Origin of the sequence: Blautia hominis, assembly GCA_002270465.1 — a bacterium.
In the GTDB taxonomy this organism is placed as follows: Bacteria; Bacillota; Clostridia; order Lachnospirales; family Lachnospiraceae; genus Blautia; species Blautia hominis.
On sequence record NQOF01000003.1, the window covers coordinates 32,967 to 57,700 of the forward strand.

Below are 24,734 nucleotides of genomic sequence, written 5' to 3' on the forward strand. Positions count from 1 at the left end.
TCTATGATATGAGTGAAGCACAAGAAAAGGAGGCTCATAGAATGGAGTTTTTAAAAGTTGATAATCTATGTAAGGTCTATGGCAAGGGGGAGAATCAGGTCACTGCGCTGGATCATGTTTCGCTGACTATTGAGAAGGGGGAATTTACGGCGATCATCGGTTCTTCCGGTTCCGGCAAATCTACTTTGCTCCATGCCATCGCAGGTGTGGATGTGCCCACAAGCGGGAAGGTGTATCTGAACGGGCAGGATGTGTATTCCCAAAGTAATGAAAAGCTTGCTGTTTTCCGCAGGCGGCAGGTGGGGCTGATCTATCAATTTCACAATCTCATCCCTACTTTGAATGTGGTGGAGAATATAACGCTGCCCATCCTGATGGATAAGCGTAAAGTCAACAAGGAGCGGCTCAATGACCTGCTGAACCTGCTTGGGCTGCAGGAACGCAGGACGCACCTGCCAAACCAGCTTTCAGGAGGCCAGCAGCAGCGTGTAGCCATTGGGCGCGCCCTGATGAACGCACCCCAGGTCATGCTTGCCGATGAGCCTACTGGCAGCTTGGACAGCCGTAATGGGCATGAGATCATCAAACTGCTGAAAGAAAGTAATCAAAAATATGGGCAGACCCTGCTCCTGGTGACCCATGATGAAAATATTGCCCTGCAGGCCAACCGCATCATTGGGATATCTGACGGAAAAGTGGTGCGGGATGAGAGGCAGGTGGCACGGTAATGAACATTTTTCATAAAGTTGCCCTGCAGGGACTGAAAAAGAACCGGACCAGGACTCTTGTAACCATTGTCGGGGTTGCCCTGTCAGCCGCCTTGATCACAGCGGTGGCTGCCTTTGCCGTGTCTCTGCAGAATTATATGATAAACGGAGCGGTGGTGAAATACGGGGACTGGCACATTATGTTTCCGGATGTGGATTCCGCTTTTGTACAGGAACAGGCTGCTGACAGCAGAGCCGCAGACGTGACGTCCGCGGAGAATATAGGTTATGCAGTGCTTGAGGGCGGAGAAAATCCCGATAAACCGTATTTATTTATTTCCGGGTTTGACCGGGAAACTTTTGATATGCTTCCAATCAGCATTTTGTCAGGGCGGATGCCTGAGAACGGCAGCGAAATACTTGTCCCTGCCCATGTTGCGGCAAACGGCGGTGTCCGGATTTCGGTTGGTGATACGCTTACCCTTTCGGTGGGAACCCGCCAGGCCGGGGATGAGAGACTCAGCCAGCACGATCCTTACCGGGCAGGTGAGGAAATGCTGGTTTCCACGGCAGAGAAGACCTATACGGTTGTGGGTATCTGCCAAAGACCGTCTTTTGAGGAGTACGCTGCACCGGGATACACGCTGATAACTATGGCGGATGAGGCAGAGACAGCAGGACGTTTCAGCGCGTTTGTTACCATGGAGAAACCGGGACAGGTCCGTTCTTACGCCAAGAGCGCCGGGGAAGGCCATGCCTATGTGCTGAATGATGACGTACTGCGTTTTATGGGGATCTCAGATGATAAGCTGTTCAATACAATGCTTTATTCCATTGGTATCATAATGGTTGCCCTGGTTATGCTGGGGTCTGTATTTTTGATCTATAATTCCTTTCATATCTCATTAAATGAGCGTACACATCAGTTCGGAATCTTAATGTCAGTCGGCGCTACGGAAAAGCAGCTAAGGAATTCTGTGCTGTTTGAAGGGATCTGCATCGGCGTGATCGGGATCCCAATAGGCATTCTGATAGGTATTCCGGGTATCAAGCTGGTACTTGCTCTTGTGGCAAAGAACTTTGCCAACGTACTCTATGCCAATGTACCACTGACTTTGAAGGTGTCGGTTCCCGCGCTTTTGGCGGCTGGGGTGATCAGTATGGTGACCATTCTGATCTCAGCCTATATTCCTGCAAAGAAGGCGGCGAGAACACCTGTGATGGAGTGTATCCGCCAGACCAATGAGATCAAGGTGGACGCCAAACACATAAAGATAGGTAAATTTACACGGCGATTCTTCGGCCTGGAGGGAATCCTGGCGTCAAAAAACTTTAAGAGAAACAGGAGGAGGTACCGCAGTATTATCTTGTCCCTTACTTTGAGTGTGCTTCTGTTTGTAGCATCCAGTTCTTTTGTTACAGATTTGAAACAGGCATCAGAACAGGCAAAGGTAGTCACTGACTTTGATATCGGCCTTGATGCGAAGAATATGGATGACAGGGAAATGCTGGAGATTTTCGAGAAGCTGAAAACAGCCAAAGATGTTACGAGAAGCTCCTATCAGTCTGTAATGAAGTACACTTGCGCGGTTTCCGTCGAAGAACTCTCAGAGGATTACCGGAAGTCTGTAAATGGGGCGCAGCAGGAGGGGACAGAGGAGCTGTCCGCAGAAATTCAGTTTCTTGATGACAACACCTTTCTGAAAATTGCGCAGGATCTGGGTCTGTCTTCCGGTGCATATACCTTGAAGGACACCGGTATGGGGGAAGAGGTGAAGCTGATCGCTGTTGCTAAAATGGAGGACAAGAGCGGAGAGGCTGAAAATGTGAGTCAGCTTGCCGATCTGTTCAGGAATCCTGCCGAGGAGGTCACGGTCTTTCCGAAAGAAAATGGGGAACCAATTACGGAATGGGGACAAAATGTAAGGATCACCTGTGTGGAAACCGTTCCCCCGGACACTCCGTCTTTTTCAGGCAGTTATGAACAGCAGCCGTACTTTTTCCAAATCATGGCACCCTGGTCTCTTAAAGATAAGCTTGTACCCTCCAATCTGCCGGTGGATGTCAGGGGCAAAGGCCTTACCTTTTTATCGGATGATCCGGCACAGTCCACAGCACAGATGCAGGACATAATAGATGGGACAGGGATCACCTCGGACTACACGCTGCAAAATATTTACGGCCTTTTGGATCAAACCCGTAATATACTGTTCATTGTGAATCTGTTTGCGGTTGTCTTTATCGCCATGATCTCGCTGATCGCGGTGGCCAATGTGTTCAACACCATTTCCACCAATATCAAGCTGCGGAGGCGTGAGTTTGCCATGCTCCGCTCTGTGGGTATGTCGGACCGTGATTTTAATAAGATGATGCGTTTTGAGTGCCTTCTGTATGGGCTTCGGACCTTGTTGTTTGGACTGCCCATCTCCGGGATCCTCTCCTGGGTCATTTATAAAGGAATGGTGATGGGCGGTACGGAGATCGCATTTATATTTCCGTGGAGCAGTCTGGCCATCAGTATACTTGGGGTTTTCCTGGTAATATTTATCACCATGCTGTACGCAACAGAGAAGATACGAAAAGAAAATATCATAGATGCACTCAGGGATGATATGGGCTGATCCTGTATAGGCAGCCGGTCAATAAAAAACGCACTGGTAACGGTGCGTTTTTTTGTGTGTAAATATTTACCAGATGCGTGAAAGGTATTGACAGAACAGAAATTATGTATTAGTATCAAAAATGATAATATTACATAAAGTGAAAATAATAAGCTATCGTGCGTGAGAGGAGGAGGTGCGGCTAATGGATGGGACGGACCTGGCAAAGATAGTCATGAATCCGGTGAGAATGCGGATCGCCCAGTATCTTCTTCTCCATGAACACGGCACAACCGTGCAGATTGGGGAAGAGTTGAGTGACGTGCCAAAGGCCAGCCTGTACAGGCATATGAGGATCCTGGAGGATGCGGGTCTGATACAGGTGGTGCAGGAGAATAAAAAACGGGGAACTGTGGAGAAGGTGTATAAACTCAATCAGGAAAACCCCATGGGCAGCCGGGAGCCTGGAAAAGAGGAGATCGGACAGCTCATACACAGCTCCCTTTTGGGGATCATGGGGGAGTTCCAACGGTATTTGAAGGGAGAAGATGTGGATCCGCGGAGGGATATGATCTCCCTGTCATCCGTGGTCCTGCTTTTGTCAGATGAGGAGTTTCAGGAATTTTTAGGCAAGATGGCAGAACTGTACAGCAGTGTTATGGATCATCAGCCGGACGGGAAACGGAAGCCGAGAAAGCTGACCCTTATCTCGTCCCCTGTAACAGAGGAAAAGAAAAAGAAAGAAGGCCTGGGCCGGGAGGAAAGAAAATGTTAGAGATCAGAAATTTTTCAAAGACTTATAAAGGTGGAAAGCGTGCCGTCAGTGATCTGAACCTGCATGTGGAGGCTGGGGATATCTACGGTTTTATCGGACATAACGGGGCAGGCAAGAGTACCACCATAAAGGCAGCGGTAGGTGTTCTGGAATTCGAGGAGGGCGAGATTCTCATTGACGGCAGGGATATCAGGAAGTCACCTGTGGAATGTAAGCAGATATTGGCTTATATTCCGGATAATCCTGATCTGTATGAGCATTTAACAGGGATCCAGTACCTGAATTTTGTGGGGGACATTTACGGGGTTGGGGCAAAAGAGAGAAAAGATCTGATCCAGAAATACGGCGATATGCTGGAGATCACCAGCAGCCTTGGTGATTTGATCTCCTCCTATTCCCATGGAATGAAACAGAAGACTGCCATTATCTCCGCACTGATCCACAAACCGAAACTCATGGTGCTGGATGAACCTTTTGTAGGGCTTGACCCAAAAGCAACCCATACACTGAAGGAAGTCATGCATGAGATGTGTGAGAACGGCAGTGCGATCTTTTTCTCCACCCATGTCCTGGATGTGGCGGAGAAACTTTGTAATAAGATAGCGATCATCAAGGGCGGAAGCCTGATGGTGTCAGGCAGCACCAAAGAGCTGACCCAGGATGAATCGCTGGAGAGCCTGTTCCTGGAGGTGATCGACCATGACAAAGAGTAAATGCTGGCTGCTTTTTAAGACCCAGATGAAAAATGAATTCGGCAGGAGCCTGAAATCCAAGGGCAGAAAAATAACCTCCTTTGCCGTAGGCCTGGTTATCCTGATGATCGCATTTTATGCCTATATGCTTGCTTATGGACTTGGAAGCATGGGAATGGAAGAAGTGATCCCCAGCTACGGCGTTGCCATCACAGGGCTGATCACCTTGTTCTTTACCGCACTCAAGACAAACGGGGTATTGTTTGCCTATAAGGAATATGACATGATGATGTCCTTTCCGGTGAAAACCAGCACGGTGATCGCCAGCAGATTTTTGACCATGTATGTACTGAACCTGCTTTTGACAGCGGTTGTCCTGATCCCTATGGGAGTCGGATATGCGCTCTATGCTGTCCCGGGTGTGGGATTTTATCCGGAATGGATACTGGGGATACTGGCAGCACCGCTGATCCCCACCACGCTTGCGGCCCTGCTTGGCACACTTATCATTCTTTTTTCATCCAGATTTAAATATGCAAACGCGGTGGTTACAGTGATTTCCATTGCCGCCACACTTGCGGTTCTTGTGCTGTCTATGGGAATGGGACAGTTTGCGGAAGATCTGGATATGAGCCAGATCCATTCTATCAGTGAAATGATCCTGGAGCAGGTTCACAGGCTCTACCCACCTGCAGCCCTGTTTTTCCACGGGATCGTCAGGGGGAATATAGCGGCTATGGCCGGTTTTCTGGTGGGTTCCCTTTTGTGGTTTTATCTTTTTGTAAAGCTGATATCTCCGGTTTACAAAAGGCTGAACACCTCACTGGTGACTTATCATTCCCGTTCAGATTATAAGCTGACAGAGCTGAAGGCATCATCCCAGATAAATGCCCTCTACCGGAAAGAACTGAAACGCTTCTTTTCCTCCACGATCTACTGCCTGAATATGGGGATGGGGTGCCTGATGACCCTTGTTCTTACGATTGCCATGATATTTATAAGCAGTGAACAGCTTGATGCAATGACAGGGATTCCCAACATGGCAGAAATGGTATCCAGGGTTCTGCCATTTGCAGTCAGCGCTCTGCTGTCCATGAGCTGTACTACCTGCATTTCCCTGTCACTGGAGGGTAAGAACCTGTGGATATTAAAATCCATGCCCATTGACGATATGACCATTTGCAAAAGCAAGATTTTAATGAACCTTACCCTGCAGATCCCGGCTGCCCTGCTGGCGGCGCTGGTCATCAATATCCGGTTCCCCCTGACACTGTCCATGAGGGTACTCATGTTTGTCACCCCTGTGGTGTGTTCGCTTTTTAATACCCTATGGGGGATGTTCATCAATCTGAAGATGCCGGATTACAACTGGACTTCTGAGACTGTGCTGGTGAAGCAGAGTCTGCCGGCCATGGCAGGAATGCTGGGCGGCCTTGTGGGAGGCATAATTCCGGTGCTGGCTGTTTTGGTGTTACAGAAAATAGATGCAGGCCTGCTTACGGCAGCCATCACAGCAGTTGTTCTGCTGGGCGCCTGGGGACTTTGGGGGCAGATCAAAAGATCAAAGATCTGATATTCTGCCTCTCGTCAGGCTTTTACATCTCTCTTTTTCAGCAAAAGGATGCCGGCAGCAGAGAAAAGCAGGAAAAAGAAAAGGACGCTCAGGAAAAAGAAGAGGGACTGTCCGGCTAATGTGTCTTCATTTTTGTTGGAGTTCATGCCCATGAGCATCAGCGAGTAAGGCCAGTACAGTCCCAGCCCTTTGTTGCTGATGACCAGTCCAAGTACACCGCCCGCCAGGGCGATCCCGATGGGCACGGAAAAGCTTCGGATGCACATGGACAGCAAAAGCTGGAGAGCACCGATGGCCATGGCAGCCAGGGTTCCGCGCAGGAGCCAGGAAAGGATCTGTGCTGGAACCCCTCCGGGAAGCCCGACGAGTTTTCCACATAGGAGAAAGAGCACAGCCAGCCATACCTGGGTTATGACAGTTACCTTAAAGATGACCGCCAGTTTTGAGAAAAATATATCGGGGATGGAGACAGGTGCAGTCATAAGTACATTCCAGTTGTGGTTCAGATGCTCCAGGCGCCAGAGATAAGAGCAGTACAGGGCGATCAGGGGCGCATAAAAGAAGCAGGCATAAAACAGGGAAAGCTGGGACCAGAGGGAATACCATTTTCCGGTGAGGATGCCCAGATTCTGCTGATAATTGAACGTGCCCATTACAGCGGGAATGATAGGGATGATAACACAGGCTGCCCAGATAACAGAATGGCGCAGCTTTTTATTTTCGGCTTTTATACATAGGTTAAGCACAGTTTACACCTCCTTCTTTATAAAGACTGTCCGGCAGACGAAGAAAAAGATCAGACCGAACAATATGAAAAGTACAAAAGTCCTTGTTGGAAACGGGATACTGTAAAAGGACATGATACGTGTCCGGTTGTCGTAATGCATGCCGTAGGGGGTAAAGGCCGAGAAGTATCCCCAGAGTACAAATCGGGCTGCTGCCGGTGGGAAAAACATGGAAAACAGACCTAGGAAGGAACCAATCAGCCCTGCCAGCAGCGGTACGATCTGGTTGTTTGACATCAGAGATAAAAAATGCTGCAGGGTCAAAAGAACAAGGCCCACCAATGTGCTTGTTCCCACATGGAGCAGGATCAGATCAAGGGGCATTTCCTGGGTGAAATGGCCTAAAAGACCTGAAAGGGGAATCAGGATTCCCTCACCCACTGTGAAAGCCACCAGATATTTCATTTCAAATATAAATTTCCAGTCATAAAATTTTTCTCTCTTCTGAAGCGTATAAAGCAGCTTTAAGGTATTCCCCTTGATCTCCATATCGCAGAGACGGCTGGCGATGACGGCTGTCATAACAGGCACCAGGACCACATTCAGCAGTGGGAGCTGATACAGAAGAAAGGAATATCCCATAGCCAGATCATCGGCGTCAAAAGAATTTCTGCTCACAGAGATCCATAAATACAGGATGACCAGAAAGCCCAGAGGGATCAGCCATATTCTGCGGCGTTTTTGTTTCTGATGTTCAGCAGTCAACTCTCTCATAAACTGATGCTCCTTCCCGTAAGATTGAGGAAAATATCCTCCAGGCTCTTCTGTTGTTCTTCCAGACGGAGAATCCCCAGCCTGTTTTCTGACAGGATACTTCCGGTACGGAGAATATCTCCATCCTGATCAGAGTTTAAATACAGAGTTTCTTTTTCTATCACCACGGGAAGCCCGGAATGTTTTAAGAGCAGAAAGGACTGCCGGTCATCTGTGGTATGCAGTTTCATACGTGCCTGACTATGCTCATGCAGACTTGTGAGTTTGTCCTGGAAGACCAGGGCGCCTTTGTTGATAATGCCCACATGGGTTGCCATCTGGTCCATTTCCGCCAGAAGATGGCTGGAGACCAGGACAGTCATACCAAAACGCTCGGGGAGTGTGCAGATGAGTTCCCGCATCTCCTGAATGCCTGCAGGATCCAGGCCGTTTGTGGGTTCATCCAGAAGCAGCAGGCGGGGATGTCCAAGCAGGGCGGCAGCCAGTCCAAGGCGCTGTTTCATGCCCAGAGAGTATTGTCCCACTTTTTTGTGCTGCTGTTTTTCCATACGGACAGTCTGCAATACCTCGTCAATGGAATTCTCGGGAACTTGTTTCAGCGTGCAGATGATCTGCAGATTTTCCCGCCCGCTCAGATGCCCGTAATAGGATGGGGACTCGATCAGAGAGCCGGTATCCTTTAGGATGGCGAGGCGGTTCCGGCTGTTTACTGTTTTTCCAAGGACTGTGATGGAGCCGGCAGTGGATTTCGCCAGACCAAGGATCATTTTCATAGTGGTGGATTTGCCGGCGCCGTTGGGACCCAGGAATCCGTAGATGCAGCCCCCGGGAACCTTTAAATCCAAATCTTTTACCACCTGCTTTTTTCCATATTGTTTTGTAAGGGAAGAAGTTTCAATGACAATTCCCATAATGTTACCTCCTTCATTAGTTGGATTTCATGGTCCATCTTACAGCAGGGAACTTAAAAAGGACTGAAGACTGCCTTATTTTTACCTTAAATTTTCCGTACTTTGTGGATATCAGGTGGAAAATGTTTTATCATGAAAGCAGATATTGTGGATAGAGGAGGAAATCCGCATGAATTTGTATGACTGTAAAATTTTACTGATAGATGACAATAAAGAGCTGACTTCCATGATTTGCGGGATACTGAAAAAGAACGGGTTTGATACCGTATACACGGCGGGAGACTGCAGCAGCGGGATGGAAGTGTTTTTAAGGGAGCAGCCCCAGCTTGTGATTCTTGATATTATGCTTCCGGACGGGGACGGATTTACGCTGTTCCGCAGGCTCAGAGAGCAGTCACAGGCACCGATCCTTTTTCTTTCCGCAAAGGATGAGGACAATGACCGTCTGTTTGGTCTGGGTCTGGGGGCAGATGATTATATTACAAAGCCGTTTCTTCCCCAGGAGCTGATCTTGAGGATCCAGGCTATACTGAAACGCGTTTATTTTTCTTATTTTCAGCCGCCCTCGGAGGAGGGCACACTGATCCTGGGAAATCGAAGGGTTTTATTTGAAAATGCGCAGGTGATCAGCAGCGGCGGAACCATCTCTCTGACCGCCAAGGAACTGCTCCTTCTGAAGAAACTGAACCGGGACAGGGGAAAGATAGTTACCTTTGATGCTATCTGCCAGGCTGTGTGGGAAGATTCCTATTATGGCTATGAAAATACTCTGATGGTGCATATCCGCCACCTGCGGGAGAAGATAGAGGAGGACCCGTCACATCCTGTCTGGATCCAAACGGTCAGGGGCCTTGGTTACAGGCTGAAAAAGGAGGATGAGACACAGGCATGAAAAGTTTATGGAAGATCAGCCGCAGGTATATCCTGACGGCTGTATTTATTACGGTCTTTGTAGTGTTCATCAATCTGGCTGTGTTTTTTTATCTGGCATATACCAGTATGTCGGATGGGCAGCAGCAGATGGGAGGAACGTCCGTGCGCCGGAATATGGAGCGTATCAGCAGCGGGATCTCCAGACAAGGGACAGACTACAGGCTGTCCCCGGAAGGCTGTGAAATTCTGGGGAAAACGTCGTTTCAGTGGGCCATGCTTCTTGACAATGAGGGAAAAACCGTGTGGGAGTACGACCTTCCGAAGGAGATACCCAGACAGTACAGCATACCGGATGTGGCTGCATTCAGCCGATGGTATCTGGAGGATTATCCTGTCTATATCTGGCGGCATGAGGACGGGCTTCTGGTTTTTGGATGCAGTAAGGATAGTATCGTAAGGATCAGCACCATTATGGATGCAACTTTAATGAAAAATGCCGGATGGAACGCAGGTATATTCTGTATCCTGAATATTCTGCTGCTTCTCTGTCTGGCACTTTGGTTCGGTTATCGTTTTTACAAAGCACTGAAGCCTGTTGCATGGGGCATTGAGGCTCTTTCTAAAAAAGAGAAGGTGGAAATTGCGGAAAAGGGAATCACGGATGAACTGGCGGCAAAGCTGAATCAGGCATCCGACATCCTCTGTCAGCAGAACCTCAAACTGGAGCAGAGGGACAATGCCCGGACAGACTGGATCGCAGGGGTCTCTCATGACATCAGGACCCCCCTGGCATTGATCGTGGGGTATGCGGATGAATTGGAAAAGGATGGGGAATTGTCAGAAACACATCGGGAAAAAGCGGCTGTGATACAGAAGCAGAGTCTTATGATCAAACAGCTCATATCAGATTTGAATCTGACATCAAAGCTGGAATACCAGGCCCAGCCACTATCCACCGCGGAATATTCCCCGGCAGAGCTATTGCGGGAATGCGCGGCAGACTACTATAACCAGGGGCTGGATGACAGATATGAGATAGACCTGCAGATTGGGCAGGAGGAGGAGAGTATACGTCTGATTGGAGATAAGGGGCTTATGCTCAGGGCATTTTGCAATCTCATGGGGAACAGCATCCGCCATAATCCGGAGGGATGTACTGTTTTTGTGAAAATGGCAGGGGAGGGGAATAGGGCTGACATTTTATTTTCAGACAGCGGGCCTGGGATTCCGGCTGCTGTGATTGGAGTATTGGAACACCCTGATCTTTATAAAAATGCTGCTGTACATGTCATGGGACTGCGCATTGTCAGACAGATCGTGGAGGCACACAAGGGCAGTGTGGAATTTGTAAAAAAGGAATGGGAGGATGGATACGCAGCAGAGATCCATATGTAGACAGACGCCCGGAATGGTGTTCCGGGCATCCGGGCAGATAAAGGGATGCAGAGTCAGGATAGATAATGCAATACTCTGTTGTAGCCGTTTTTATACTGCTCCGCCTGATTGTACTCTGCTTTTCCCACGTAAGTGTCGATCAGGTCGTAAACAAGGTTGTAGTATTTTCTGCGTTCTGTTCTCTCGGGAGAAAGATAAGCAGCTTTGTCTATCTGATAGCCCTCCAGAAAACGGTCAGTGATCATCCATCCTGAGGCCATTTCAAAGTCAGGGTCACCCCATATTGCCCGGTCTCCGTCTATAATTGCAGCCAGGCTCCAGGAATCCCTGTTCTTTTTCAGCAGCAGGTTACCTTCCCAGAGGTCTGTGTGAACCAGGCATGGAAGGGTGATCTTATCAAACAGCGGCCTATTTTCGGAGAACAGGGAGAGGATTGCATCCGCTTCCTGCCGGGTAAAGGCATTGTGATCTACAGAGCGTTCCAGAATGTCAGAGACATAGTGGTGCAGAAAAGCATACCAGGACGTAAAACCACGGTCATGCATACAGTCATAGATACATCCGAACTGCCGGGAAGTGATGCTGTGCATGACTGCCGCTAACCGGCCTGCCTCCTTATGAAGTCTTTTCTTTTCCTCTTCGGAAAGACCTGCTTTTAGCATGACTGTGCTGTCCAAATATTCCGTCAGCATAAAATCCCTGTCCAGCAGACTGCGCGATGTGTCTGTGACCAGGATGCGGGGACAGGGAATGTCATGGCTTTCAAATAGCTGGTATACATGGGCTTCCGCCTCCATCAGATGCTCCTCAAACCCAAGAAGCAGGTGACGGTTTACCGGACCAAGGCGGAGAATGACCTTTTTCTTGTGGGGGCCGCAGACTAATTGGTATGTGGTATTAAAAAGTCCGCCTTCCATGAGCCGGGCTTCCCTGATGTCCTGTGTGTTAAGGTGGCGGGAGGTGATCCTTTTCATATCTTCCGGGGTGATCTCCCGAAAAAGACTGCTTTCTGTATTCATTTGTTTGATTTCCTCCTTTGGGGGCTGTCTCCGGAGACCTTTTTGATGCGGCGTCCGAAGCAGAGATTTTATCTTATCATACAAAATGTGTGAGGGACTGCCCAGTGTAAAAATTCCAGTTTTACCATCTAAACTTGATATATAAAAATGGGCAGGGTATAATAAGAATCATTATGCGGAATTATTGGGTTTGAGCTGATTTTAAGCATATAAAGCTGACACTGCCAAAGGGAAAGAGGAGGAAATAAAATGAATTTAAAAGAGTTTAAGTGGACGCGTATGCCGAAGAGCTATAAAATATGTGATGATAAAATTGAAATTGTAACAAAACCCCATACGGATTTGTGGCAGAGAACTTATTATCATTTTCAAAATGATAATGCCCCGGTTTTACAGCTTGAAACGGATGAAAAATATTTTAGTTTTGTTGTAAAAGCAGATTTTGCAGAAAGTCATCATAGATTTGATCAATGCGGTGTCGTTATGTATCTGGACAGCGAAAACTGGTTAAAAGGCTCTATAGAGTATGAAAATGAAGCATACCAGCATCTGGGAAGTGTTGTAACCAATCATGGATATTCGGATTGGGCAACTACCGCTATAGATGCTTCTGTTAAATCCATGTGGTATCGTTTAAGCAGAAGAGAAGATGATTATTGTATAGAGTGTTCTTTTGACGGGATTACTTTTAGCCAGATGAGAGTGTGCCATATGTTTAAGGGCGGGGAAAAAGTTGCCTTTGGCATTTATGCCTGTTCCCCGGAAGACTCTTCCTTTAAAGCAGTATTCACTCATATGCAAATCATGGAATGCCAGTGGAAAGCACATGATGGACAGCAGCCGGATATGGATTAAAGGGTAAAAATAGAGCTGTATTTGTTTCCTTGCGGCTGCCATAAAACACACACCACCATATAATTTAAATGTAGGACAGGGCTGTCGCACGTTTTAGTGCTTCAGCCCCTTTAAAGAACCGGATGATTCAATATACGATTCGATGGATGAAATGATATTATATTATATTATATTCACGGTACAATATAGGTAGGGTCCGTTGGGGGAATATTCCTATGCGCCCCGGTGCATCTGAAGTTTTACATTAAACCGTAGTCCTGATATAACTGCATTCGGTAATCTTTGTTCTCCGCCGCATGGAGGATTTTATCTAACCCATTTTCTGCCGCCAGCTTTTGCACTAACTGGGAAAATTTAGCTTCCCCCTGGTTGATTCCGATTTTCTTTCCGGCATCCATTCCGGCCTCATATCTTTCTTCCAGCCATTCCTGCATTCCTCTGCACATATCGCAGCCTCCTCTCTCTGTTCTTATCTTTTCTTTTAATTTGATCAGTTCTTCAATGTGACTCACCACACACAACATATCGTATGCATCTTCCCGTAGATTCCGGAATACCGTTTCGTTTTCCTGTACATATGTTTTAAGCGTTTGTTTGTTCCTGTCATTTTGTATGAATCCGAATACATACCTGACATCTGTTTTAAATACACTCAGATCAGGCAGTCTTCGCACGTCTACCACAGTTATTTCATAATCACAGATAACCTTTTCCAGTTCTGCCGGAAGTCCCTCTGTCTGCATCATCTCCTTTAATCTGATGGGCGCTGTCCAGCGTCTCTGCCCATAATACACAACTGTGTGGAAACAAGGTATAAGCGTCTTGAAGCTCCCCTCCTTTAACTGCCGCCCATAGGTCATACAGCCATACTGAAGGTTTCGCACCACCATGGTATGATCTACAGCACTTTGATTCTCGATACCGAAGATACCATAGCTCTTCCCTTCGTACATCATATTGATATCTTTTCGCCGCTGGATGCCTGCTTTGCCTTCATCAAGCCCACTGACATCGGAGTCTATGGGGCGTAGATTCCGCGGATCAAGTAACGACTTACCTGCTCCGTACACACCATTATGCAGATCTGCAAAGCGCTCCGGGTCGGACAGATAGATTTTTTCTGCGATATCTTTTTCATGCATTTGTCACTCCTTTCCGACAAATGCAATGTATGTATTTACTTATAGTATAAAACATCAGAACATATTTTTCAAGTATACCAATGAAATTGCATCTGTCTTATTCAATTTTTGTATTCTGGAAAAATCGGCTGATTCGCCAAGAATTATAAGATATGTATTCCAGTTCAAAAATTATAGCAGAGTTTCATAAGAAATGCAATAAAAATCGCTTCGCAATCTACGCAATGGACTGGATGCCTGCTGGCACGTTATTGTTCACTCCGTGTCCAGTAACACGCTTCGCGATGCACTGATATGGAGAGGATCGAGGAACGTTAAACAGCGCCGGGAAAGGTGCTGCCGCTCCGGGAGGAAAACCGAAAGCTGACTTGACACCGGTCTGTGAGAGTGCTACACTAAAATTCCTTTCCAAAGAATCGGAAAGCTCTACCACGGGTTTCCCTGGCAAAATCCAGGGATATAGTGACCGCTTGGCAAGATATTTTTTAATATTACTACCAGGAGGAAAAAACAAAATGATCGAAGTGCAGCACCTGTGCAAAACCTTCCGCGTGGCTAAGCGCGGTGCGGGATTTGGACAGGCAGTAAAGACTCTGTTCCATCGGGAATATGAGGAAGTGAAGGCGCTGGATGACGTCTCCTTTTCCATCAGGGAGGGAGAAATGGTTGGGTATATTGGCCCTAACGGCGCGGGAAAGTCATCTACAATTAAAATCCTCAGCGGAATCCTTACTCCGGACAGCGGCGTGTGCCGGATTAACGGAAGGGTTCCCTGGAAGGACCGTACGGCCCACGTAAAGGATATCGGTGTTGTTTTTGGACAGCGGACGCAGCTTTGGTGGGATGTGCCGGTCATTGATTCTTATGAGCTTCTGAAGGACATTTACAGCATATCTAATGACACATATCAGTCCAATCTGGAGGAGCTTACATCCCTGCTGAATTTATCAGAACTGCTGAAAACACCGGCCAGACAGTTGTCCCTGGGCCAGAGAATGCGCTGTGAGATCGCGGCATCTCTGCTTCACAGCCCCAAGATCCTGTTTCTTGACGAACCAACCATTGGACTGGATGCAGTGTCAAAGCTGGCGGTACGGGATTTTATTGTGAAATGCAATGAGAAATATCATACCACCGTCATCCTGACCACCCACGATATGCAGGATATTGAAGCGCTGACAAACAGGATCATTCTCATTGGCAAAGGGAAGATCCTGCTGGACGGTACCCTTTTTGATATACCGGGAGTGGGAAAGGGTTTGGACCTGGCAGTGGCGGAGCTATACCGTCGTTTCCGTATATAAGGGGGCGGTGTATATGAAAAAGTATCTGTCTTTTTTTAGGCTCCGTTTCTCCATGGGGCTTCAGTACCGCGCTTCAGCGGCAGCCGGGATCGTGACACAGTTTGTTTGGGGAGGCATGGAAGTGCTGGTATTCCGTGCATTTTACCGGGCAGATCCGGGGGCTTTTCCCATGACGCTGCAGGCGACCTGTTCCTACATATGGCTCCAGCAGGCATTTCTTGCCCTGTTCATGGCCTGGCTTATGGAAAATGAGATCTTTGACTGCATCAGAAACGGCAATGTCTCCTATGAGATGTGCCGCCCTCTGGATATTTATAACATGTGGTTTACAAGAAGTGTGGCTAACCGTGTTTCAAAGGCAGTTCTGCGGTGTATGCCTATTTTGCTTGTAGCTGCAGTGGTTCCCGCCCCTTATGGCATGACACTGCCTGTTTCCCCGGAGGCAGCCGTTTTGTTTACAGCGGGGATGGTGTTGGGAGTGCTGGTAGTGACTGCGTTCTGTATGTTTGTGTATGTAATTACCTTTTTCACCATTTCTCCGGATGGGGTGCGGATGGTGGCAGTCTCGGCAGTGGAGCTGCTGGCCGGAAGTATCATACCCATTCCCTTCTTTCCGGATTCTGTGAGAAAGATTCTGGAATTGCTGCCCTTTGCAGCCATGCAGAATGTGCCTCTGCGTATTTACAGCGGGGATCTGGCAGGAGAGGCGGCAGTAACTGCGCTTTTGCTGCAGGTATTCTGGCTGGCAGTGCTGGTTCTTATGGGAAAGCTTCTGATGCATAGGGCAGAGAAGAAGATTTCCGTGCAGGGAGGGTGAGAGGATGGGATATTTGCGGTTATATAAAAAGTATCTGCAGATCCAGATACAGAGCATAATGCAGTACAAAGCCTCCTTTTGCCTTACGGCTGTGGGGCAGTTTCTGGTGTCCTTCAATGTGTTTCTGGGTGTGTATTTTATGTTTCAGAGATTCCATGAGGTGGAGGGATTTACATACAGCCAAGTGCTTCTGTGTTTTGCAATCACACTGATGGAGTTTTCTCTGGCGGAAGCTTTTGCCAGAGGGTTTGATACTTTTTCCACCACGATCAGCAACGGGGAGTTTGACAGGATCATGGTGCGGCCGAGAAATGAGATCTTCCAGGTACTGGCAGGCAGGATCGAGCTTACCAGGATCGGAAGAATGCTGCAGGCCGTGGTGATGTTTGCATACGGGATCGCCAAAAGCCATGTGGAGTGGACATGGGATAAAGTGCTGACGGTGGTGTTCATGCTGCTTGGCGGGACTGCAGTTTTTACCGGGATCTTTCTGATCTACGCGGCAATCTGTTTTTTTACCATCGAAGGGCTGGAATTCATGAATGTGCTTACAGACGGGGCACGGGAATATGGAAAATATCCGGTTGCCATTTACGGAAAGAGAGTTTTACAGTTCTGTACTTTTGTTGTGCCTTATGCGCTGATCCAGTATTATCCCCTTTGTTATATATTGGGGAAGGACAGCAGAGGATATTATATGTTCCTGCCGCTTTTGGGAGGTGTTTTTCTGCTGCCTTGTTATGGGCTTTGGAAGATAGGGGTGAGGCATTATAAGTCGGTAGGTAGCTGAGGTAACGGTTGTGCCTTCCTCTGCTCCGCGAGGGGCTGCCTTGCAATTGCAAGGCGATTCCACAGCCACGTGCCAGAATCCGGGTTTACTTTTTCTGCCGCGGGCGGTAGAATAAGGATAAGAGCAAGAGTCCGGAGGAAGGATATGGCAGAGGGATACGAACATTCAGAGGAAAAAGATTATCTGGAAGAGATGCTGGATAATTTTGCAAAAGCCACAGAGCTGGGAATCATAGCGGTCAACACTTACGGCGAAGTTTTCCTTGCCAGTAAGGACTACTATGAGTGTGCATACTGCCGCCAGGTACAGAATACAGAGGTGGGGAGGGCACGCTGCAGACGTACCTACAAGAAGGCGTGCAGGCAGGCATTTTTGTGGCGGGAGCCGTATTTTTTTGTATGCCATGCCGGACTTGTCATGTGGGCAGTCCCAATCTATGCGGATGGGACGGAGGTGGGGGCTGTCATGTGCGGACAGGTCCTTTTGTGGGAACCGGATCATATTTTCTGTCAGGATGCGGAGAAATTCTGCCTTAATGAGAACGATAGGCGGGAAATGGCCCAGGGGGTGAAAAAGCTGCGCGTGATCTCTGCAAACCAGTGTCAGTCCTCTGCCAATCTCCTTCAGGTCATGATGCAGTATCTTTCCAAGACACAAAACGCCATTTTCATGGACCAGAAGAATCTTATGAGCTGGCGTGATGCCATGACCGCCAGGATAGAAGAGAGAAAAAAGACACTGGAAAACGAAAAATTTGACTGGTCTGTTTATCTGAAAAGGGAGAAGCGCTATCTCCAGTATGTGCGTATGGCTGATAAGGAAAAAATACAGAACATGCTGGAGATGCTCTTCACGGATATTGAGATACTGTGTTCCTACGACAGATCTCTTGTGAAGTCAGCGCTCCATGATTTTATGGCTGTGACTGCCAGGGCTATTGTGGAGGCCGGGGCGGACAGTGAGGTGGTCATGAACGGTGTGAAACATTACAGGCAGGATATGAAGCGTGTGGAGAACATTGAGGAGATGATGGAACTCACCTATCGGATGCTGAACCGCTGGTTTGACAGCATTTACCTTCTGGGGACAGATGATCATATCAGTGTTATGAAAAATGTCAGAGAGTACATAGAAGAAAATTTTGACAGGAAGATCACCCTAGATGATATCTGCAGCCATGTATTTTTAAGCAGGTCCTATCTCTGTACCTTATTTCGCCAGAAGACCGGCGGGACCATAAATGATTATATCCTGAGGGTCAGGATTGAAAAATCCATAGAATTAATGGGAAACAGGGAATTGAGTATAAAAGAGATCATGAAACAATGCGGCTTTGAAAGCCAGAGTTATTATACAAAAACATTCCGTAGGCTGATAGGGGTCAATCCGGGACAGTACAGGAACAAGTTCTTATAGGAGATGCAGAATGGATATATATGAAGAAATCAGACGAAACCTCCTGAGCGGGAAGGCCGATGAGGTGGTAAATTTGATAAAAAAAGCGATCGCTGTCTGTTATCCTCCGGAATCGGTGCTGAAGGAAGGGCTGATTCTGGGTGTGGATACATTGGCGTATAAGTTCCGCAACAGTGAAGTCTGTGTACCGGAGGCGCTGAGGGTGGCCCGCGCGCTGAATGCAGGTCTCAGATGTCTGACCCCTTATCTGGACCAGGGAGGTGCCAGGCAGTGCACAGCTGTTATCGGTACCGTTGAGGGGGATATGCATGACATTGGAAAGAATCTGGTCAAGATATACCTCTCTACCCTTAACATAGATATTGTGGATTTAGGTGTGGATGTGAGCAGAGAGGAATTTGCCCAGGCAGCTATGGAGCACGAGGCCAGACTTGTCATGGCTTCGGCACTTCTGCCTACAACGGTCTGTGAGTTGAAGGGCGTGATAGAGGAGTTGGAGAAGTCAGAAATCAGGGACAAGGTTGTGGTCTTCGTGGGAGGTCTGTCTGTGAGCAAAGAATACGCGGAGGAGATCGGAGCCGATTATTATACCAGGGATGCCATTGAACTGCGAGATTTCCTGAACAAAAATTTGACCAAAATCCTGAAAGAAATATAGAGCAATAAATAGAAAAATACAGCAAAAGTAATAGGCCTTGTTCTGTGGTATCCTGGATGTATCAAAAGAAGATGCGTATCGGGGATACAACAGAACAGGGTTTTTATTTTATGGAGGAGGTAAAACATGAGACCAACGATCAAATATTTAAGCGACGCGGAAGTAATTCGGGTACATGAAAAAGCATTGGAGATGCTGGAAAATCTGGGGATGAAATTTGAGGGTGCAGAGGCAAGAGAATATTTTGCAAAAGCCGGAGCAGAAGTATCCGGACAGATCGTTAAGATACCCCGCAGCATCATTGAGGAAGGACTGAAGACAGTTCCAAAGAGAGAGGAGTTCGTTTTATACGGAAGGACTCCCGACAAAGACGTACATGTGAAAGACAGGGTTCCGTCTTTGGCTGCTATGACCATGGCTACCCACGTACTGGACCCGGAGACCGGGCTGCGCAGAAAAGCTACGGACAGAGACCTGGCCCTGATCACAAGGATCATGGAAAAGCTGGATACCGTAACCATAGCCAGTGCGCTGGTCACACCTCAGGATGTGCCTATGGCAGCGTCAGACTGGTATACCTGGGCCACCTCGATCAAAAATACTACAAAGCATATTACCGGGGGAGCTGTTGGAAAAGAGGGGGTGCGGGATGCTATAAAAATGGCCAGCCTGGCAGTGGGAAGCGAAGAAGAATTCTTGAAACGGCCATTTATATCCTTCTGGGTCCTGACCATGCCGCCGCTCCGTGTGGATGAGAATACGTCGAATGTTTTAATGGAGGCAGCCGTTCATAAAGTTCCCTCTGTCATCAGTTCCGGAGGAATCCTGGGTATGACATCACCTATGTCAGTGGAGAGTGCGCTGGTGCATACCCATGCGGAGACATTGGCTTGTATTGCCCTGTCACAGTTAGTAAATCCGGGGGCGCCTGTCATCTATTCCAGCTATGTGCGCAGTATGGATATGAAGACTATGTGTATCAATATGTCCTCACCGGAGAGTATCATCATGAAGGTTGGCATGTCACAGATGGGGGATTACGTGGGTCTGCCTACGAAAATGCCGGCCAATCTGCGTGACGGCAAGGTACTGGATGCACAGGCCGGATTTGAGACCGGCATGGGCGGACTTGCGGGAGCATTGAGCTGTGACTTCATCGTCTCCATGCAGCTTGACATGGACCTTATGGTGGACTTCGCGGATATGATATATTCGGATGAATGTATGCAGATCCTTCAGCGGATGGCCCGCCCTCTCAGCTTTGACGATGAGACGCTGGCCTATGACAATATGGAGGAGGTAGGTCCGGGTAATACGTTCCTTGAGACAGACCATACATTTGAGCATTTCAAAGAGGAAATCTGGATGCCTAGATACATGGAAAGGGGTACCTGGGAGAACTGGGAGGCAAACGGCAGCCGTGATATCCGCAAAGTATGCGCGGAGAAGGTGAATGTCATGCTGAAAGAATTAGAAGACTATGAGATCCTGCCGAAAGAAGTGAGGGATGCCATTGACGCTGTGGCGGCAGGTTCCACGGAGAAGGCGAAGAACATCAAGCGTTAGAGGGGAGCGGATGCTTATGGATAAGACAAAAGGCAAGACCATAGGGCTGCTGGCCATGGTGGTAGTCGTCACGATTTACGGTGTGTCTTATATTTCCAGAGCTGTGATCAGTGAATACCTTCCTACGGTAGTGATCCTGGGAATCCAGATGGCGATTATGACGATCTTGTTTACCGGATATAATCTTTTGACGAAAAAAAAGATGAAGGTTAAGACAAAGGATTGGGGTCTTATCATCCTGTCCGGCTTGTTTGGCACCACCTTTTTCCATGGTTTCACGATTCTGAGTGTTACCTCCATAGGCGCTACGGTTTCGTCCCTGCTCTTTGGGTTTGCGGCTGTTTTCGCATTGATCATGGAAATTGTGTTTTTCCACAGGAAGAAGACAAGATTGGGGATTTTGGGAATCTTGATCTCCCTTGTAGGGGTATATATCCTGATGGGGGTAAAAATAGGGGACCTGATGTCCACCAATTTCAAGGGATATGCCCTGTGCCTTCTGAGCACTGTTTCCTGGGTGGTCTACTGTTTCCTGACAGACAGGATATCATCCGGTTACGAGAAGACGGTATTGCTGAACTACCAGGCGCTTGTGGGCGCTGTCACCACACTGCCGTTCTTATTCTTCTATCAGATAGAGCCGTCGGTTTTGGCAAAGCCTTCCGTCTTCATGAATTTGATCGTGCTGGGCGTGTTTAATTCTACATTTGCTTATTTTTTGAACATTTTTGCAATCAAAAAGATTGGTGTGCTGCTGTCGAACCTGATGCTGGATTTTCTACCTGTAGTCACGATCCTGATCTCACTTGTGCTGTACAAGACCATACCTACAGCTAATCAGATAATCGGAGGTATTATTATTCTGGCTTCTGTGTTTATGCTGGATAAAGACCAGAGGAATCTGGATGCGCAGTCATGAGATAAAGAAGAGATAGCAGAAAGTGGGCTGTCTGTTCCTGAAAGGGAGCGGATGGCCTGTTTACTGTTTACAGGCCGTCTCAAATATCTCCCACAATATCCTGCAGTGCCTCCAAAAAGCGGAGTGCCAGTTTACTTATCATCATATGTTCATTGCGGATCTGTCCCACAGTGAGTTTCCCCTGTCCGTTTATGGGAATATAGATCCAACTTTCATCATGCAGAGTGCCGGGGTAGGCGCCTGCTGTAATACAGTAGGCGTCACTGTAGAGCATCAGACTTGTTGCACTGGAGCGGTCAGAGACAATGAGATGCTTGCTGATGTGAAGGGGCTGCAGTATAATCTCTGACATCGAGTAGGTGTTGCTGTGGCTTTGGTTGTAAGTAAGAAAAGGGTATGGGGCCAAATCCGGTAATGTGAGACATGGTTTTTGAGCCAGGGGGTGATTCCTGCGCATACAGGCATAGGGCAAAGTTTCAAATAAGGGTTCAAAGATCAGATGGGCTTCTTTGAGAACACGTTTTATAACGGTACTGTTTAAAGGACTCAGATACAAAAGCCCCACTTCGCTTTTCAGTGACTTTACATTGTCAATGATTTCCTGGGTCTGCGTTTCAATATACATAAATTCATAGAGTTCATCCTTTACAGATTCCACCACCTTTGAAAATGCTTCCGAGGCAAAAGGATAGTGTTGGGAACTGACCGTAAAATAGTGCTTTGTCACACTTCCAATCTCATATCTCTTTTCCAAGGTATCCATCTGCTGGAGCACTTGTCTGGCATAAGCCAGGAATTCTGTACCCTCGTCAGTGAACAAGACGCCTCTGGGGGTTCGGACAAATAAAGTCTTTTGTATTTCTTTCTCCAGCTCAGCAATGGATTTTGACAGACTGGGCTGGGCGATATATAATTCCCTGGCCGCTTTGCTGAGCGAGCCGTATTCGGCTATAGAAGCCACATATCTTAATTGTTGTAATGTCATAGAAACCTTCCTTGTAACAGTTCAGCCTTCCACTGTCCCGCGAGGTGTTGCCTTGCATTTGCAAGGCAATCCCGAGGCAGCCACGCGCCAGACTGCGATTTTTGCAGTCTGTGTGCATGCTTTTGTTGCTATGAAGCCGAAAGGCTGAATAGTAACCCTTCCTTCAGCATATCGCTGATAAAACCTTCCAAAATACATACTCTATGAAAAATAAGTGCAGATTTGCCGTACTGAAAATCTGTTTGTATGATTTTACCACACTGAGTCTATAGTTTCAAGCTATGGCTAGTGAATTCTTTTAACTATTTGTATTTTGACTTAGTTTCATTTTATAATAAGTTTAATCAAAAAAGCATAAATCTATTTCAAAAAACAAATAAATATTTCAATGTATAACAAAAGTGAAACATTATAATGCATGAAAGAAGAGTTGTCCGGAAACTCTTTTTAGGAAAAGTTTATGTTTTTTTGTATAGTTGTGTAAAGATAATCATACATCAGCGCTGATGTAGCGTAACAGCACTGGAAATAGCTTTAGGGACAGAATAACCTGTCGGTATTCTAAAAAGCTATAACCGTTCTGGGATACGGGATTAGAAATGGGGTTTAACAAGAAGGTGTTTGACAAAATGTATGGAGGTAAGGAATGAAGAATACAGAAGTGAAAAAACATAAAAAGGGTTCGATCAACAGTCTGGCATTTTGGCCGGCATTCGCAGGTTTAATATTATTGCTGCTCATTGGGATCTTTTTCAAAGAGCAGCTGGCTTCCGTCCTTAATACTATGCTGTATGGAATGGCAGACAGTATCGGATGGGTTATCAATCTGTTTGCACTGGTCTGCTTTTTAGTTGTTATGTATATTATGATCAGTAAATTCGGTGATATCAAGATAGGCGGGGAAGACGCCAAGCCGGAATTTACTAAATTCCACTGGATCGCCATGACTATTTGCGGAAGTATCGGTACCGGGCTGTTGTTCTGGGCCATGGGGGAACCGCTGTATAACTTTTTTGAGCCGCCCGCATACGCAGGCTGCCAGCCGGGATCCCGCGATGCAGCTATCTTTTCCGTTTCACAGGTGATGTGGCAGTGGTCCTTTGTTGAGTTTGCACTGTACGGAGCCTGTTCCGTTGCCTTTACGGTGGCTGTTTATAACCGCCGTAAAAAACTTCAGTTCAACTCTGTGCTGGATCCTGTATTTGGACGTCGCCAATGGCTGGAAACACTTATTCACGGAGTTATGATCTTTGCCATGGTTGGTGGATGCGCGAACTCCATGGGCGTAGGTCTGATGCAGATCGGAGCAGGGCTTGAATCTGCTTTCGGAATCAGCCAGTCTAATATGATCTATTTTTTAGTCGCAGCGTTTATTGGGGTCATGTTCGTGATCATGAGCGTTTCCGGTATCCATAAAGGATTGAAATATGTATCTACCATAACGTTCTTCATTTTCTGCGGCCTGTTGATCTATGTCTTTATCTGCGGCGATACTGCATTTATAGGCAAGCTTTCCACAGAGTCCTTTGGTAAGATCCTGGACAATTGGGGGTCTAAGACTTTAGTCAATAATACGCTTTCGGATGATACCTGGTATGCCAATTGGATCGTTCAGTATTGGTCGTCCTTTATTCTGTACTGTCCGGTATTTGGTATGTTTTTCTGCAGGATGGCGAAAGGCCGTACCCTTCGGGAGTTCCTGGTAGTCAATGTGATCATTCCTGCCATTTTCTGTATCACATGGATCGGAGTTTTCGGCGGACAGACCATCAGTCTGCAGACCAGCGGAACCATGGATGTGTGGGCAATGGTGCAGGAATCCGGTATGCAGGCAACGGTATTCCAGATTATTAAATCACTGCCCATCGGAAATATCGTGCAGATCGTATTCATTATTGCCATTATCGGATCCTTTACCACAATGGCAGACCCCATAGCTTCTGTTCTTGCCACAATGTCTGTACATGGCTTGACGGTGGATGATGAAGCGCCTAAAAAATTCAAGATCATTATGGGTCTGTTGATCACAGCCACCGCTTATACAACGGTTGCCACCGATGGAGTCAATGCCGTAAAAGCCATGTATGTGGTGCTGGGTGCTCCGATCATGCTCATAGTGGGAATCTGTATCATATCCTTTTTCAAACAGGCAAAGGAGATTAAAAAGTATCCAAATGACCTGCTTCCGGAATCCTCGGAAGAAGATAACGAGTAAAGATGATATGCAGCTTTGGGGGT

The 24,734-nt window shown here is 47.3% G+C and carries 22 protein-coding genes; 16 read left to right on the forward strand and 6 right to left on the reverse strand.

All coding sequences use genetic code 11. The features are described from left to right. Nucleotides 1-41: 41 nt before the first annotated feature. The 5 genes from CI595_RS10885 to CI595_RS10905 all read left to right on the forward strand — a co-directional run bounded on the left by CI595_RS10885 (nt 42) and on the right by CI595_RS10905 (nt 6,347). Nucleotides 42-728, forward strand: coding sequence for an ABC transporter ATP-binding protein (locus tag CI595_RS10885; protein WP_095173296.1), 687 nt, complete (start codon nt 42-44; stop codon nt 726-728). Then, a complete protein-coding gene (locus CI595_RS10890) occupies nt 728-3,328 on the forward strand; it encodes an ABC transporter permease (RefSeq protein WP_095173297.1) in 2,601 nt (866 codons plus the stop codon). The genes CI595_RS10885 and CI595_RS10890 overlap by 1 nt, the downstream gene beginning before the upstream one ends. A 184-nt stretch (nt 3,329-3,512) precedes the next feature. Then, on the forward strand, nt 3,513-4,082 hold the full coding sequence (locus tag CI595_RS10895) for a helix-turn-helix domain-containing protein (protein ID WP_095173298.1): 570 nt from the start codon (nt 3,513-3,515) through the stop codon (nt 4,080-4,082). After that, a complete protein-coding gene (locus CI595_RS10900) occupies nt 4,076-4,795 on the forward strand; it encodes an ABC transporter ATP-binding protein (protein ID WP_095173299.1) in 720 nt (239 codons plus the stop codon). The genes CI595_RS10895 and CI595_RS10900 overlap by 7 nt, the downstream gene beginning before the upstream one ends. Further along, nucleotides 4,782-6,347, forward strand: coding sequence for an ABC transporter permease (locus CI595_RS10905; RefSeq protein ID WP_095173300.1), 1,566 nt, complete (start codon nt 4,782-4,784; stop codon nt 6,345-6,347). The genes CI595_RS10900 and CI595_RS10905 overlap by 14 nt, the downstream gene beginning before the upstream one ends. A gap of 14 nt (nt 6,348-6,361) precedes the next feature. On the opposite strand, the gene CI595_RS10910 is transcribed toward CI595_RS10905, so the two are convergent. The 3 genes from CI595_RS10910 to CI595_RS10920 are packed head-to-tail and all read right to left on the reverse strand — an operon-like array spanning nt 6,362 to nt 8,757. After that, entirely contained in the window at nt 6,362-7,093 is a 732-nt protein-coding gene (locus CI595_RS10910) for an ABC transporter permease (protein WP_095173301.1), read from the reverse strand. A 3-nt stretch (nt 7,094-7,096) separates the two neighbouring features. After that, nucleotides 7,097-7,846 carry an ABC transporter permease gene (locus tag CI595_RS10915; protein ID WP_095173302.1) on the reverse strand — a complete coding sequence of 250 codons (750 nt, stop codon included), beginning with the start codon at nt 7,844-7,846 and terminating at the stop codon, nt 7,097-7,099. After that, nucleotides 7,843-8,757 (reverse strand): ATP-binding cassette domain-containing protein, encoded by a 915-nt coding sequence (locus tag CI595_RS10920; protein ID WP_095173303.1) that lies wholly within the window; start codon nt 8,755-8,757, stop codon nt 7,843-7,845. The genes CI595_RS10915 and CI595_RS10920 overlap by 4 nt, the downstream gene beginning before the upstream one ends. A 169-nt stretch (nt 8,758-8,926) precedes the next feature. Here CI595_RS10920 and CI595_RS10925 point away from each other — a divergent pair, with 169 nt between their 5' ends. After that, complete coding sequence (locus tag CI595_RS10925; RefSeq protein WP_095173304.1) at nt 8,927-9,649, forward strand: response regulator transcription factor; 723 nt, start codon at nt 8,927-8,929, stop codon at nt 9,647-9,649. Further along, complete coding sequence (locus CI595_RS10930; RefSeq protein ID WP_095173305.1) at nt 9,646-11,025, forward strand: sensor histidine kinase; 1,380 nt, start codon at nt 9,646-9,648, stop codon at nt 11,023-11,025. Before CI595_RS10925 ends, CI595_RS10930 begins: the two co-directional genes overlap by 4 nt. 53 nt (nt 11,026-11,078) lie before the next feature. On the opposite strand, the gene CI595_RS10935 is transcribed toward CI595_RS10930, so the two are convergent. Further along, nucleotides 11,079-12,044: a phosphotransferase family protein gene (locus CI595_RS10935; protein ID WP_095173306.1), complete on the reverse strand. Its 966-nt coding sequence runs from the start codon at nt 12,042-12,044 to the stop codon at nt 11,079-11,081. Between the two features lie 249 nt (nt 12,045-12,293). On the opposite strand from CI595_RS10935, the gene CI595_RS10940 reads away from it, so the two are divergent. After that, complete coding sequence (locus tag CI595_RS10940) at nt 12,294-12,899, forward strand: DUF1349 domain-containing protein (protein ID WP_095173307.1); 606 nt, start codon at nt 12,294-12,296, stop codon at nt 12,897-12,899. 239 nt (nt 12,900-13,138) lie between these two features. Here the strand turns inward: CI595_RS10940 and CI595_RS10945 are convergent, their stop codons facing one another. Beyond that, nucleotides 13,139-14,041, reverse strand: a complete 903-nt coding sequence (locus CI595_RS10945) for an Rpn family recombination-promoting nuclease/putative transposase (protein ID WP_095173308.1) — start codon at nt 14,039-14,041, stop codon at nt 13,139-13,141. A gap of 515 nt (nt 14,042-14,556) precedes the next feature. On the opposite strand from CI595_RS10945, the gene CI595_RS10950 reads away from it, so the two are divergent. From CI595_RS10950 to CI595_RS10980, 7 genes are all read left to right on the forward strand, one after another. Next, nucleotides 14,557-15,345 (forward strand): ABC transporter ATP-binding protein, encoded by a 789-nt coding sequence (locus CI595_RS10950; protein WP_095173309.1) that lies wholly within the window; start codon nt 14,557-14,559, stop codon nt 15,343-15,345. A 13-nt stretch (nt 15,346-15,358) separates the two neighbouring features. Next, entirely contained in the window at nt 15,359-16,162 is an 804-nt protein-coding gene (locus tag CI595_RS10955) for an ABC transporter permease (RefSeq protein WP_095173310.1), read from the forward strand. A 4-nt stretch (nt 16,163-16,166) separates the two neighbouring features. Then, nucleotides 16,167-16,952, forward strand: coding sequence for an ABC transporter permease (locus tag CI595_RS10960; RefSeq protein ID WP_187144017.1), 786 nt, complete (start codon nt 16,167-16,169; stop codon nt 16,950-16,952). 144 nt (nt 16,953-17,096) lie between these two features. Beyond that, nucleotides 17,097-18,368, forward strand: a complete 1,272-nt coding sequence (locus CI595_RS10965; protein WP_095173311.1) for a PocR ligand-binding domain-containing protein — start codon at nt 17,097-17,099, stop codon at nt 18,366-18,368. Between the two features lie 10 nt (nt 18,369-18,378). Continuing rightward, a complete protein-coding gene (locus CI595_RS10970; protein ID WP_095173312.1) occupies nt 18,379-19,026 on the forward strand; it encodes a cobalamin-dependent protein in 648 nt (215 codons plus the stop codon). 126 nt (nt 19,027-19,152) lie between these two features. Further along, complete coding sequence (locus CI595_RS10975) at nt 19,153-20,592, forward strand: trimethylamine methyltransferase family protein (protein WP_095173313.1); 1,440 nt, start codon at nt 19,153-19,155, stop codon at nt 20,590-20,592. Between the two features lie 16 nt (nt 20,593-20,608). Then, nucleotides 20,609-21,511 (forward strand): DMT family transporter, encoded by a 903-nt coding sequence (locus CI595_RS10980; RefSeq protein ID WP_095174319.1) that lies wholly within the window; start codon nt 20,609-20,611, stop codon nt 21,509-21,511. Nucleotides 21,512-21,590: 79 nt separating this feature from the next. Here CI595_RS10980 and CI595_RS10985 read toward each other — a convergent pair whose 3' ends face one another. Further along, nucleotides 21,591-22,496, reverse strand: coding sequence for a LysR family transcriptional regulator (locus CI595_RS10985; RefSeq protein ID WP_095173314.1), 906 nt, complete (start codon nt 22,494-22,496; stop codon nt 21,591-21,593). Between the two features lie 646 nt (nt 22,497-23,142). Between CI595_RS10985 and CI595_RS10990 the strand changes: the two genes are divergently transcribed. Beyond that, nucleotides 23,143-24,711 carry a BCCT family transporter gene (locus CI595_RS10990; RefSeq protein ID WP_095173315.1) on the forward strand — a complete coding sequence of 523 codons (1,569 nt, stop codon included), beginning with the start codon at nt 23,143-23,145 and terminating at the stop codon, nt 24,709-24,711. The last annotated feature ends 23 nt before the right edge of the window (nt 24,712-24,734 follow it).